The organism is Streptomyces sp. Je 1-369 (genome assembly GCF_026810505.1).
GTDB lineage: Bacteria > Actinomycetota > Actinomycetes > Streptomycetales > Streptomycetaceae > Streptomyces.
The window spans coordinates 5,169,724-5,182,727 of record NZ_CP101750.1 but is presented as its reverse complement, the minus strand read 5'-3'; the positions used below and the strand labels follow the sequence as shown (position 1 = coordinate 5,182,727).

The following is a 13,004-nucleotide window of genomic DNA, read 5'->3' as shown; positions in this document are numbered from 1 at the left end:
GACCCCTCAGAGCTTCATCAGGCTGGCGTCGTCGACCGAGGCCGAGTGGCGGGAACGGAACAGCGACACGATGATCGCGAGCCCGACCACGACCTCCGCGGCGGCGACGACCATCGTGAAGAAGGCGATGATCTGTCCGTCGAGGTTGCCGTGCATCCGGGAGAAGGCCACGAACGCGAGGTTGCAGGCGTTGAGCATGAGCTCGATGCACATGAACACCACGATCGCGTTCCGCCTGATGAGCACGCCGGTCGCGCCGATCGTGAACAACAGTGCCGCGAGGTACAGATAGTTGACGGGGTTCACTTCGACGCCTCCTCGGTCCGCCCGGTGTCGCCGCTCCGCAGGTCGGGCCGGTCCAGACGGTCGGTGGAGCGCTGCTCGAGCGCCCGCAGGTCGTCCAGCGCCTGGTTCGACACGTCGCGGATCTGGCCGCGCTCACGCAGCGTCTTGTTGACCGTGAGCTCCGACGGGGTGCCGTCGGGGAGCAGGCCCGCGATGTCCACGGCGTTGTGCCGTGCGTACACACCCGGGGCGGGCAGCGGCGGCAGGTGCTTGCCCTCGCGCACCCGCTGCTCGGACAGCTCGCGCTGGGTCTTGGGACGCTCCGTGCGCTCGCGGTGGGTGAGCACCATCGCGCCGACCGTCGCCGTGATGAGGAGGGCGCCGGTGATCTCGAAGGCGAAGACGTACTTGGTGAAGATGAGCCCCGCGAGGCCCTCCACGTTGCCGCCGGCGTTCGCCTTGCCGAGGCCGTTGAACTCCTTCATGGAGGCATTCCCGATGCCCGCGAAGAGCAGCACCGCGAAGCCGAGTCCACACAGGAGTGCCAGCCAGCGCTGCCCCTTGATGGTCTCCTTGAGGGAGTCCGCCGCGGTGACGCCGACGAGCATGACGACGAAGAGGAAGAGCATCATGATCGCGCCGGTGTAGACGACGATCTGGACGATGCCCAGGAAGTACGCGCCGTTGGCCAGGTAGAACACCGCGAGGATGATCATGGTCCCGGCGAGGCAGAGCGCGCTGTGCACGGCCTTCTTCATGAGAATGGTGCACAGGGCGCCGATCACCGCGACCGTGCCGAGCACCCAGAACTGGAAGGCCTCGCCGGTCGAGGTCGAGTAGGCGGCGAGCTGCGTCATCGGCCGACCACCTTCTCCGAGGCGGGCTCGCCGTCTCCGAAGTCCGCTGCCGCCTCTTGGGGCGTCTCGCCCTTGGAGACGGCGACCTGGGGCACGGTGCCGGGCGCGGCCTCGGTGACCAGGCCGCGGTAGTAGTCCTGCTCGTCCGTGCCGGGGAAGATCGCGTGCGGCGAGTCGACCATGCCCTCTTCGAGGCCGGCGAGCAGCTGCTCCTTGGTGTAGATGAGGTTCTCGCGGCTGCTGTCGGCCAGCTCGAACTGGTTCGTCATCGTCAACGCGCGCGTGGGGCACGCCTCGATGCACAGGCCGCACAGGATGCAGCGGGCGTAGTTGATCTGGTAGACGCGGCCGTACCGCTCACCCGGCGAGTACCTCTCCTCGTCCGTGTTGTCCGCACCCTCCACGTAGATGGCGTCCGCGGGACAGGCCCAGGCGCAGAGCTCACAGCCGACGCACTTCTCCAGGCCGTCCGGATGGCGGTTCAGCTGGTGCCTGCCGTGGAAGCGGGGAGCAGTGGTCTTCTGCTGCTCCGGATACTGCTCGGTCAGCCGCTTCTTGAACATGGCCTTGAAGGTCACGCCGAAGCCCGCGACAGGGTTCTGGAACCCCTGGTTCGATTGGTTCGAGTCGTGCGACTCCTGGTTCGACTCAGCCATCGGACGCCTCCTTTCCGTCACTTCGGGTTCCGTCACTTTGCGTATCCGGTCCACCACTGACAATCAACTCCCGCTCCTGGCGCGAGCGTCGGCGCGGGACGGGTGGCAGGCTCTGGCCTGGCAGCGGCGGCACGGGGAATCCGCCCGCCATGGGGTCGAAGGCGACCGGCTTCTCCTCCTCGGCGGCGGCTTCCTTCTCGCGCTTGTCGCGGAAGATGTCGACGACGACGGAGAGCAGCAGCAACGCGATGACCCCGCCGCCGACATAGAGCGCGATCGAGGTGAATTCGTAGTCCTCGTTCCGCATCGCCCTGACCGTGGCGACCAGCATCAGCCAGACGACGGAGACCGGGATCAGGACCTTCCAGCCGAGCTTCATCAGCTGGTCGTAACGGACACGGGGCAGCGAGCCGCGCAGCCAGATGAAGAAGAACAGCAGCAGCTGGACCTTGATCACGAACCAGAGCATCGGCCACCAGCCGTGGTTCGCGCCCTCCCAGAAGGTGCTGATCGGATACGGCGCCCGCCAGCCGCCCAGGAAGAGCGTGGCCGACACCGCCGAGACGGTGACCATGTTGATGTACTCGGCGAGCATGAACATCGCGAACTTGATGGACGAGTACTCGGTGTTGAAGCCACCGACGAGGTCGCCCTCGGACTCCGGCATGTCGAACGGCGCCCGGTTCGTCTCACCGATCATCGTGACGATGTAGATGATGAAGGAGACGGGCAGCAGCAGGACGTACCAGCGGTCCGCCTGCGCCTCGACGATCGCGGACGTCGACATCGACCCGGAGTAGAGGAAGACGGAGGCGAAGGCAGCGCCCATCGCGATCTCGTACGAGATCATCTGCGCGCAGGAGCGCAGGCCGCCGAGGAGCGGGTACGTCGATCCCGAGCTCCAGCCCGCGAGCACGATGCCGTAGATGCCGACGGAGGCGACCGCGAGGATGTAGAGCATCGCGATCGGCAGGTCGGTGAGCTGCATCGTGGTGCGGTGGCCGAAGATCGAGACCTCGTTGCCCGCGGGTCCGAACGGGATCACCGCGATCGCCATGAAGGCCGGGATCGCCGCGATCACCGGAGCGAGGACGTAGACCACCTTGTCCGCGCGCTTGACGATCACGTCTTCCTTGAGCATCAGCTTGACGCCGTCCGCGAGGGACTGCAGCAGACCCCAGGGGCCGTTCCTGTTGGGGCCGATCCGCAGCTGCATCCAGGCGACGACCTTGCGTTCCCAGACGATGGCGAGGAGGACCGTCACCATCAGGAACGCGAAGCAGAAGACCGCCTTGAAGGCGACCAGCCACCAGGGGTCGCGGCCGAACATGGACAGGTCTTCCGCCGCAAGCGGCACCAGGGTGTGCGTCACGACGTCACCTCCGGGGCCTCAGAGGGCTCCGGCAGGACCGCCGGGCCGATGCGGACGAGGTCGCCGGGGCGGGCGCCGGTGTCCGACGTGACGCCTCCCCCGGTCGAGTTCAGCGGCAGCCAGACCACGCGGTCGGGCATCTCCGTGATCTGGAGCGGGAGTTCGGTCGCGCCCGCCGGTCCTGCGACCGACAGGAGGTCGCCGTCCTTCACGCCCGCCTCCGCCGCGGTGGCAGCGGACACGCGCGCGTGGGCGGCGTGCCGCGTACCGGCCAGGGCTTCGTCGCCGTCCTGGAGGCGACCCTGGTCGAGCAGCAGCCGGTGCCCCGAGAGGACGGCCTCGCCGGCGGCAGGCCGCGGCGGCTGGGCGCCGGTCTCCAGGGGGGCCGTGGCATGAGACCCGTCCCAGCCGCCGAGCCGGTCCAGTTCGCGACGCAGGGTCAGCAGGTCGGGCAGGCCCAGGTGGATGTCACCGGCGTCGGCGAGCATGTGCAGCACGCGCGCGTCGGTGGGCGCCAGCCTGCGCGTCATCTGATCCGGCTTCAGCGCGGCGTCGAACATCCGCGCCCTGCCCTCCCAGTTCAGGAAGGTGCCCGGCTTCTCCGCGACGGCGGCGACGGGCAGGACCACGTCGGCCCGGTCCGTGACCTCGCTGGGCCGCAGCTCCAGGGAGACCAGGAAGCCGACCTCGTCGAGCGCCGCACGCGCGCGTGCCGGGTCCGGCAGGTCGGCGACCTCGACACCCGCCACCAGGAGGGCACCGAGTTCGCCGGTCGCGGCGGCCTCGATGATCTGGCCGGTGTCGCGGCCGTAGCGGTGCGGGAGTTCGGCGACGCCCCAGGCGGCCGCGACCTCGTCCCGCGCGCGCGGGTCGGTGGCCGGGCGCCCGCCGGGCAGCAGCGATGGGAGGGCGCCCACCTCGACGGCGGCACGCTCCCCGGCCCTGCGCGGAATCCACACCAGCCGGGCGCCGGTCGCCGCGGCGGCCCGCACGGCGGCGGTGAGCCCGCCGGGCACGGCCGCGAGCCGCTCGCCGACGACGATGACTGCGCCCTCGGCGCGCAGCGCCTCGGACGCCTCCGTACCGGGGGCCTCCAGGCCGACGCCCGCGGCGAGCGCGTCCAGCCACTCGGTCTCGGTGCCCGGCGCCGCGGGCAGCAGCGTGCCGCCCGCCTTCTCCAGGCCACGGGTCGCGAACGGGGCGAGGGAGAACGTGCGCTGGCCGTGCTTGCGCCAGGCCTTGCGCAGCCTCAGGAAGACGCCGGGCGACTCCTCCTCGGACTCGAACCCGGCGAGCAGGACGGCGGGCGCCTTCTCCAGGAGGGCGTACGTGACGCCGGTCCCGTCGAGGTCCCTGCCCCGGCCCGCCACCCGAGCCGCGAGGAAGTCGGCCTCCTCGCTGCTGTGCACGCGCGCGCGGAAGTCGATGTCGTTCGTGTCGAGCGCCACGCGCGCGTACTTGCTGTACGCGTAGGCGTCCTCCACGGTGAGGCGGCCGCCGACGAGGACCCCGGCCCGGCCGCGCGCACCGGCGAGACCGCGGGCCGCGATCTCCAGGGCCTCCGGCCAGCTGGCGGGTTCGAGCTCACCCGTCGAGGCGTTGCGTACCAGGGGCGTGGTCAGGCGGTCCGGGCGCTGCGCGTACCGGAAGCCGAAGCGTCCCTTGTCGCACATCCATTCCTCGTTGACCTCGGGGTCGTCCGCGGCGAGCCGCCGCATGACCTTGCCGCGCCGGTGGTCCGTGCGCGTCGCGCAGCCGCCCGAGCAGTGCTCGCACACCGAGGGCGACGACACGAGGTCGAAGGGCCGGGAGCGGAAGCGATACGCCGCCGAGGTCAGCGCGCCGACCGGGCAGATCTGAATGGTGTTCCCGGAGAAGTACGACTCGAAGGGGTCGCCCTCGCCGGTGCCGACCTGCTGGAGGGCGCCACGCTCGATGAGCTCGATCATCGGGTCGCCGGCGACCTGGTTGCTGAAGCGGGTGCAGCGTGCGCAGAGCACGCACCGCTCGCGGTCGAGCAGCACCTGGGTGGAGATCGGGACCGGCTTCTCGTACGTCCGCTTCTTGCCCTCGAAGCGGGTGTCCGATTCGCCGACCTGCATCGCCTGGTTCTGCAGCGGGCACTCGCCGCCCTTGTCGCAGACGGGGCAGTCCAGCGGGTGGTTGATGAGCAGCAGCTCCATCACGCCGCGCTGGGACTTCTCCGCGACGGCCGAGGTCAGCTGCGACTTCACGACCATGCCGTCGGTGCAGGTAATGGTGCAGGACGCCATCGGCTTGCGCTGGCCCTCCACCTCGACGATGCACTGGCGGCAGGCGCCCGCGGGGTCGAGCAGCGGGTGGTCGCAGAACCGCGGGATCTCGATGCCGAGCAGTTCGGCAGCCCGGATCACCAGCGTCCCCTTGGGGACGCTGATCTCGATGCCGTCGATGGTCAGCGAGACGAGATCCTCGGGCGGAACCGCCGCCTCCCCGCCCCCGGAGGGAGCGTTGTTGGTGGTCACTGTCATGCGTTCACCTGCGCGCTTTCAGCGGGCCGGTCGGCCCAGAGAGTCGACTTGGCCGGGTCGAAGGGGCAGCCCTTGCCGGTGATGTGCTGCTCGTACTCCGCACGGAAGTACTTCAGGGAGGAGAAGATCGGCGAGGCCGCGCCGTCGCCCAGGGCGCAGAAGGACTTGCCGTTGATGTTGTCGGCGATGTCGTTCAGCTTGTCGAGGTCGGCCATGGCGCCCTTGCCGGCCTCGATGTCGCGGAGCAACTGCACCAGCCAGTAGGTTCCTTCGCGGCAGGGCGTGCACTTGCCGCAGGACTCGTGGGCGTAGAACTCGGTCCAGCGGGTCACGGCCCGTACGACGCACGTCGTCTCGTCGAAGCACTGCAACGCCTTGGTGCCGAGCATCGATCCGGCGGCGCCGACGCCCTCGTAGTCCAGGGGGACGTCGAGGTGCTCGTCGGTGAACATCGGCGTCGAGGAGCCGCCCGGCGTCCAGAACTTGAGCCGGTGCCCGGCGCGCATGCCGCCGCTCATGTCGAGCAGTTGGCGCAGCGTGATGCCGAGCGGTCCCTCGTACTGGCCGGGGTTGGTGACGTGCCCGCTCAGCGAGTAGAGCGTGAAGCCGGGTGACTTCTCGCTGCCCATCGACTTGAACCAGTCCTTCCCCCGATTGAGGATCGCGGGAACGGACGCGATGGACTCGACGTTATTCACGACAGTGGGGCACGCGTAGAGGCCCGCGACGGCAGGGAAGGGGGGACGCAGTCGCGGTTGGCCGCGGCGACCTTCGAGCGAGTCGAGCAGTGCGGTCTCTTCACCACAGATGTACGCGCCCGCGCCGGCGTGCACGGTGAGTTCGAGATCGAGTCCGCTGCCCAGCACGTTCTTCCCGAGGTAGCCCGCCGCATAAGCCTCTCGGACGGCCTCATGGAGCCTGCGCAGGACGGGGACGACTTCACCCCGCAGATAGATGAAGGCATGCGACGACCTGATCGCGTGGCACGCGATGACGATCCCCTCGATGAGGGAATGCGGGTTCGCGAAGAGGAGCGGGATGTCCTTGCAGGTCCCCGGCTCCGATTCGTCGGCGTTGACAACTAGATAGTGCGGCTTGCCGTCTCCCTGTGGAATGAACTGCCACTTCATTCCGGTGGGGAATCCCGCGCCGCCCCTGCCCCGCAGTCCGGAGTCCTTCACGTACGCGATGACGTCGTCCGGGGCCATGACGAGCGCCTTGCGCAGGCCTTCGTATCCCTCGTGCCGTCGGTAGGTCTCCAGCGTCCAGGACTTCTCCTCGTCCCAGAAGGCCGAAAGGACCGGTGCGAGCAGCTTCTCGGGGCTGGTCTCGTTGTCGATCTCGGCTGCCAAGGTCATCACTCCCCCTCCTCGGCGGTCGGCCCTGCCGGGTGCGCCGGGTCGGACGCCGAGGTCTCCTGCGGTGCGTCGTGCGAGCTGAGGTGCTCGGCGGGAGCCTCGTCCTTCGGGCCTCCCGCGCGGGGGTGGACCACGCGCGGCTGCGGCTCCTCGCCCTTGGCCAGGCGCAGTCCGATGAGCGAGGCGGGGCCCGCGCCGCCGCTCGCCTCGACGGCGCCGGGCCGCTGGTCGGGGAAGCCCGCCAGGATCCGGGCGGTCTCCTTGTACGTGCAGATCGGCGCCCCGCGTGTGGGCTCGACCGGTACGCCCGCGCGCAGGTCGTCGACGAGCCGCTTGGCGGACTCGGGGGTCTGGTTGTCGAAGAACTCCCAGTTGACCATCACCACGGGGGCGAAGTCGCAGGCGGCGTTGCACTCGATGTGCTCAAGAGTGATCTTGCCGTCCTCGGTCGTCTCGTCGTTGCCGACGCCGAGGTGCTGCTTGAGTTCGTCGAAGATCGCGTCGCCGCCCATGACGGCGCACAGTGTGTTGGTGCAGACGCCGACCTGGTAGTCACCCGACGGCTTGCGCCGGTACATGGTGTAGAAGGTCGCCACGGCCGTGACCTCGGCGGTGGTCAGGCCCAGCATCTCGGCGCAGAACCGCATGCCCGTGCGCGTGACGTGGCCCTCCTCGGACTGCACCAGGTGCAGCAGCGGGAGGAGGGCGGACCGGGACCCGGGGTAGCGCGCGATGACGTCCTTGGCGTCCACCTCGAGGCGGGCGCGCACGTCGGCCGGGTAGTCGGGGGCGGGGAGTTGGGGCATGCCCAGGCTGACGCCCGTGCCCTGTTCCGAAGGAGTGGTGGTCACCGGTCGACGCCTCCCATCACGGGGTCGATGGACGCGACGGCGACGATGACGTCGGCGACCTGGCCGCCTTCGCACATGGCCGCCATGGCCTGGAGGTTGGTGAAGGACGGGTCGCGGAAGTGGACCCGGTAGGGGCGGGTGCCGCCGTCGGAGACGACGTGCACGCCGAGCTCGCCCTTGGGCGACTCGACCGCCGTGTACGTCTGGCCCGGCGGGACCCGGAAGCCCTCGGTCACCAGCTTGAAGTGGTGGATGAGGGACTCCATGGAGGTGCCCATGATCTTCTTGATGTGGTCGAGCGAGTTGCCGAGTCCGTCGGGGCCGAGGGCCAGTTGGGCGGGCCAGGCGATCTTCTTGTCCTCGACCATGACCGGTCCGGGGGCGAGCCGGTCGATGCACTGCTCGACGATGCGCAGCGACTGCCGCATCTCCTCCAGGCGGATCAGGAAGCGCCCGTAGGAGTCGCAGGTGTCGGCGGTGGGGACGTCGAACTCGTAGTTCTCGTACCCGCAGTAGGGCTGGGACTTGCGCAGGTCGTGCGGGAGGCCCGCCGAGCGCAGGACCGGGCCCGTGGCGCCGAGGGCCATGCAGCCGGCGAGGTCGAGGTAGCCGACGTCCCGCATGCGGGCCTTGAAGATGGGGCTCCCGGTGGCGAGCTTGTCGTACTCCGGGATGTTCTTCTTCATGGTCTTCACGAACTCGCGGAGCTGGTCGACCGTGCCCGGGGGCAGGTCCTGGGCGAGTCCGCCGGGCCGGACGTACGCGTGGTTCATGCGCAGGCCGGTGATGAGTTCGAAGACATCGAGAACGAGTTCACGATCCCGGAAGCCGTAGATCATGATCGTCGTGGCGCCGAGCTCCATGCCGCCGGTGGCGATGCACACCAGGTGCGAGGAGAGGCGGTTGAGCTCCATGAGGAGCACGCGGATGACCGAGGCGCGGTCCGGGATGCGGTCCTCGATGCCGAGGAGCTTCTCGACCCCGAGGCAGTACGCCGTCTCGTTGAAGAACGGCGTCAGATAGTCCATGCGCGTGACGAACGTCGTGCCCTGCGTCCATGTGCGGTATTCGAGGTTCTTCTCGATGCCGGTGTGCAGGTACCCGATGCCGCAGCGGGCTTCGGAGACGGTCTCGCCCTCGATCTCGAGGATGAGCCGGAGCACGCCGTGCGTGGACGGGTGCTGGGGGCCCATGTTGACGATGATGCGCTCGTCGTCGGCCTTGGCCGCCGACTGGACGACCTCGTCCCAGTCGCCGCCGGTGACCGTATATACGGTCCCCTCGGTCGTCTCGCGGGGGGAAGCGTGGGAAGTTCCCTGAGTGGCAGACATCAGCTGTACGACCTCCGCTGGTCCGGAGCCGGGATCTGGGCGCCCTTGTATTCGACGGGGATGCCGCCGAGGGGGTAGTCCTTGCGCTGCGGGAAGCCCTGCCAGTCGTCCGGCATCATGATCCGCGTGAGCGCCGGGTGGCCGTCGAAGACGAGGCCGAAGAAGTCGTACGCCTCGCGCTCGTGCCAGTCGTTGGTCGGGTAGACCGGGACCAGCGAGGCCAGGTGCGGATCGGCTTCGGGGACGCCGACTTCGAGCCGGATCAGCCGGTTGTGGGTGATCGAGCGCAGGTGGTAGACGGCGTGCAGCTCGCGGCCCTTGTCGCCGGGGAGGTGCACCCCGCTCACGCCCGTGCAGAGCTCGAAGCGCAGGGCCGGGTCGTCGCGCAGGGTCCTGGCCACGCGGACGAGGTGCTCGCGCTCGATGTGGAAGGTGAGTTCGCCGCGGTCGACGACCGTCTTCTCGATCGCGTTCTCCGGGACGAGGCCCTGCTCTTCGAGCGCGCCTTCCAGTTCGTCCGCGATCTCGTCGAACCAGCCGCCGTAGGGGCGCGAGGAGGCGCCGGGCAGGGTGATGGTCCGTACGAGCCCGCCGTAGCCGGACGTGTCGCCGCCGTCGTCGGCGCCGAACATGCCCTTGCGTACGCCGATGACCTCGCCGGCCTCGTCGCGCGGCGCGGGGACGCCGTTGCCGTTCAGGTGCTCGTCGTGCGCGTCGCTCACCGCAGCAGCCCCTTCATCTCGATGGTGGGGAGCGCCTTGAGGGCCGCCTCCTCCGCCTCACGGGCGGCTTCTTCCGCGTTCACGCCGAGCTTGGTGTTCTGGATCTTCTGATGGAGCTTGAGAATCGCGTCCAACAGCATCTCGGGGCGCGGCGGACAGCCGGGCAAATAGATGTCAACCGGGACAACGTGGTCGACGCCCTGCACAATCGCGTAATTGTTGAACATTCCACCTGATGACGCGCAAACCCCCATGGAGATGACCCACTTGGGGTTGGGCATCTGGTCATAGACCTGGCGGAGCACCGGCGCCATCTTCTGGCTCACCCGGCCCGCCACGATCATCAGGTCGGCCTGGCGCGGTGAGCCGCGGAACACCTCCATGCCGAAGCGCGCCATGTCATAGCGCCCGGCACCGGTCGTCATCATCTCGATGGCGCAGCAGGCGAGGCCGAACGTGGCGGGGAAGACGGACGACTTCCGCATCCAGCCCGCGGCCTGCTCGACGGTGGTCAGCAGAAACCCGCTCGGCAGCTTCTCTTCGATTCCCATGCTCTTAGACCCCTCTGACCCTTAGTCCCATTCCAGGCCGCCGCGCCGCCATACGTACGCGTACGCAACGAAGACGGTGAGCACGAAGAGCAGCATCTCCACGAGCCCGAAAATCCCCAGCGCGTCGAAGGTGACGGCCCAGGGATAGAGGAAGACGATCTCGATGTCGAAGACGATGAAGAGCATCGCCGTCAGGTAGTACTTGATGGGGAATCGCCCGCCGCCTGCCGGCGTCGGCGTCGGCTCGATGCCGCACTCATAGGCCTCTAGCTTTGCGCGGTTATACCGCTTTGGACCGATAAGCGTGGCCATGACCACGGAGAAGATCGCAAAGCCTGCCCCGAGGGCTCCCAGCACGAGGATGGGCGCATAGGCGTTCACGCTCCTCGCTCCTCTCAGTCGGCACTGACTGTTGGCGGTTGCGTCGGACCGCGCCCTGCTCCCCTTCGAAGATCGCTTACATGTGAAGCAGGTCACAAGCCCAACTGCCCCGCATCCTATGCCCGGCGGTCTGTGATCTGCGACACGGGGTACGCCAACGGCTTTGTGATCTCCACCACCTGACGAAGGATCATGAAGTCGGATGAGCGGTGATCTTCGTACGCGAAGCGCCTGAGTGATCACTAGAGGTGACATCTCGGCGCGTCATCGCTGGTCGAAGGCGTGTCGCACTATCAAGCGATGGCCTCTGCAAGCAAATTGGCGCTGGGCAGGTTCGCTTGGTAAAGGAGCCGCGTTCACACTTTGGCGGCAGAGGTGTGGACGGATGTGGACGCGTGCGCGGATTCACGAGCGACCGAACGCCGGAGGAATCGGGTCCGGCGACCGGTCCGGCGACCCCCTCTTACCGGTGCCGAAATCTGCGGGAGATCTCAGGGATGTCTCAGCGAGATCTCAGGGAGATCCCCGGCAGGCCTCCGGGAGATCCCCAGGAGCCCACGCTGTGACCTGTGCCACACGGGCAACTTCCGTGAATAAGCCGGGCTTGGCCAACGGACTCAACGGGTGGTAGACCGAGGGCAATTCGGGCGTATCGCAGAAAACCCATGATCACAGGCGTGATCGACCCTGTCCGCATTGCCCGTTACGGCGTCAATAAGAAGCGACACGCCCGGGATTCAGGCTCAGAATCCGCAACTGTGGCGCAGCACACGTTTCTTGAAGGGAACCGTGGGTCCCTGCTAGCAGTTGTTCTCATGTCCCACACCGCTCACATACCCAGCCACCGGAAGCCCCGTCGCAGCGCCTCGAAGATTGCTCTGCGCGCCGGTGTTGCCGGTGGCGTCCTCAGCACCCTGGCAGTGGCCGCGGCGGCCGGTACGGCTAACGCTGCCGAGCCGGTGTCCGAGACCATCGAGATGCCCACCCTCTCCACCGATCTGTCCGCTCAGATCGCGCAGTCGGCGGACGCCACCCAGCAGGCCGCCGACACCTACGAGTCGCGCGCCGAGCAGGACGCCGCCGCCTCCAAGGCCGCCAAGCAGGCCAAGGAAGACCTCGCGAAGGCGGAGAAGAAGGCCGAGGCCGAGCGCAAGGCCGAGGCCGCCGCCAAGAAGAAGGCGGACGAGGAGCGCGCCTCGCGTTCCGCCGACCGCACGTCGCTCTCCACGCAGTCCGCGGGCGGCAGCTCCACCACCGCTGACGCCCCGGCTCCGGCCAGCGGCAGCGTCGGCGCCGTCATCGGCTTCCTGAAGGCCCAGCTCGGCGACGCCTACGTGATGGGTGCCTCGGGCCCGAACGCCTGGGACTGCTCCAGCCTGGTGCAGGCCGCGTTCAAGCAGGCGGGCGTGGACCTCCCGCGCGTCTCGCAGGACCAGTCGACGATGGGCACCGAGGTCGGCACCTCGAACCTTCAGGTCGGCGACATCCTGTACTGGGGCGGCAAGGGTTCCGCGTACCACGTGGGTGTGTACATCGGTAACGGCCAGTACCTGGACGCCGCCAACCCCGGCAAGGGCGTTGTCATCCAGGACCTGTCCGGCTACCCGGCCTCGGGTGCCGTGCGCGTCCTCTGACGGCCCCTTAAAGCTACGACCAAGGGCCGGAACCCCCCTGGAGGGGTTCCGGCCCTTGGCGCGCCCTGAGACGCCTTCTCAGGCGTCCTGTGGCGTCTGGCTCACGCGTACGTCGGCGTCCGCGTCACGCGTTCTTCGGCTTCAGCTCCGCCATCTCGGACCAACCACTGCCCTCGATCTCGGTGTTCACGATCTGCGGCACGGACGCGATGAGCTCGCCCATCGTCTCCAGGCCGGCCTTGAAGTGGTCGGAGTTGACGTGCGCGGCGCCCGCGTCCCCGTCGGCGAAGGCCTCCAGCAGCACGAACTGGTTCGGGTCCTCCACCGAGCGGGACCACTCGAAGAAGATGTTGCCCGGCTCCGCGCGCGTGGCGGCGGTGAATGCGGCGGTCCGCTCCAGCCAGCTGTCGCTGTGCTCGGGCCGGACGGTGAACTTGACGGCAATAAATATCATGCGTCCATTTTGCACCGTACTGAGCGGACCGCCCACTGGGGT

General features: G+C 68.4%; 13 protein-coding genes. 1 reads left to right on the top strand and 12 read right to left on the bottom strand.

The genetic code is table 11. The annotated features are described in order from the left end of the window. Window positions 1-6: 6 nt before the first annotated feature. The 11 genes from nuoK to NOO62_RS23590 are packed head-to-tail and all read right to left on the bottom strand — an operon-like array spanning window position 7 to window position 10,874. Complete coding sequence (nuoK, locus tag NOO62_RS23640; RefSeq protein ID WP_003974374.1) at window positions 7-306, bottom strand: NADH-quinone oxidoreductase subunit NuoK; 300 nt, start codon at window positions 304-306, stop codon at window positions 7-9. After that, on the bottom strand, window positions 303-1,142 hold the full coding sequence (locus NOO62_RS23635; RefSeq protein ID WP_268772886.1) for an NADH-quinone oxidoreductase subunit J: 840 nt from the start codon (window positions 1,140-1,142) through the stop codon (window positions 303-305). The genes nuoK and NOO62_RS23635 overlap by 4 nt, the downstream gene beginning before the upstream one ends. Further along, window positions 1,139-1,798: an NADH-quinone oxidoreductase subunit NuoI gene (gene nuoI / locus NOO62_RS23630; protein WP_268772885.1), complete on the bottom strand. Its 660-nt coding sequence runs from the start codon at window positions 1,796-1,798 to the stop codon at window positions 1,139-1,141. Before nuoI ends, NOO62_RS23635 begins: the two co-directional genes overlap by 4 nt. Beyond that, window positions 1,791-3,128 carry an NADH-quinone oxidoreductase subunit NuoH gene (gene nuoH, locus NOO62_RS23625; protein WP_223832484.1) on the bottom strand — a complete coding sequence of 446 codons (1,338 nt, stop codon included), beginning with the start codon at window positions 3,126-3,128 and terminating at the stop codon, window positions 1,791-1,793. The genes nuoI and nuoH overlap by 8 nt, the downstream gene beginning before the upstream one ends. A 38-nt stretch (window positions 3,129-3,166) precedes the next feature. Beyond that, window positions 3,167-5,680 (bottom strand): NADH-quinone oxidoreductase subunit G, encoded by a 2,514-nt coding sequence (locus NOO62_RS23620; RefSeq protein ID WP_268772884.1) that lies wholly within the window; start codon window positions 5,678-5,680, stop codon window positions 3,167-3,169. After that, window positions 5,677-7,038 (bottom strand): NADH-quinone oxidoreductase subunit NuoF, encoded by a 1,362-nt coding sequence (nuoF, locus tag NOO62_RS23615; protein ID WP_268772882.1) that lies wholly within the window; start codon window positions 7,036-7,038, stop codon window positions 5,677-5,679. The genes NOO62_RS23620 and nuoF overlap by 4 nt, the downstream gene beginning before the upstream one ends. After that, window positions 7,038-7,889, bottom strand: coding sequence for an NADH-quinone oxidoreductase subunit NuoE (gene nuoE, locus NOO62_RS23610; protein WP_268772881.1), 852 nt, complete (start codon window positions 7,887-7,889; stop codon window positions 7,038-7,040). The genes nuoF and nuoE overlap by 1 nt, the downstream gene beginning before the upstream one ends. Further along, entirely contained in the window at window positions 7,886-9,220 is a 1,335-nt protein-coding gene (locus NOO62_RS23605; RefSeq protein ID WP_268772880.1) for an NADH-quinone oxidoreductase subunit D, read from the bottom strand. The genes nuoE and NOO62_RS23605 overlap by 4 nt, the downstream gene beginning before the upstream one ends. Next, window positions 9,220-9,942, bottom strand: a complete 723-nt coding sequence (locus NOO62_RS23600) for an NADH-quinone oxidoreductase subunit C (protein WP_268772879.1) — start codon at window positions 9,940-9,942, stop codon at window positions 9,220-9,222. Before NOO62_RS23600 ends, NOO62_RS23605 begins: the two co-directional genes overlap by 1 nt. Beyond that, entirely contained in the window at window positions 9,939-10,493 is a 555-nt protein-coding gene (locus NOO62_RS23595; protein ID WP_055564035.1) for a NuoB/complex I 20 kDa subunit family protein, read from the bottom strand. Before NOO62_RS23595 ends, NOO62_RS23600 begins: the two co-directional genes overlap by 4 nt. Before the next feature lie 21 nt (window positions 10,494-10,514). Beyond that, window positions 10,515-10,874, bottom strand: coding sequence for an NADH-quinone oxidoreductase subunit A (locus NOO62_RS23590; RefSeq protein WP_003992243.1), 360 nt, complete (start codon window positions 10,872-10,874; stop codon window positions 10,515-10,517). An 815-nt stretch (window positions 10,875-11,689) separates the two neighbouring features. On the opposite strand from NOO62_RS23590, the gene NOO62_RS23585 reads away from it, so the two are divergent. Next, entirely contained in the window at window positions 11,690-12,508 is an 819-nt protein-coding gene (locus NOO62_RS23585; protein WP_268772878.1) for a C40 family peptidase, read from the top strand. A 124-nt stretch (window positions 12,509-12,632) separates the two neighbouring features. On the opposite strand, the gene NOO62_RS23580 is transcribed toward NOO62_RS23585, so the two are convergent. Beyond that, complete coding sequence (locus tag NOO62_RS23580; RefSeq protein WP_150170931.1) at window positions 12,633-12,962, bottom strand: putative quinol monooxygenase; 330 nt, start codon at window positions 12,960-12,962, stop codon at window positions 12,633-12,635. Between the last annotated feature and the right edge of the window lie 42 nt (window positions 12,963-13,004).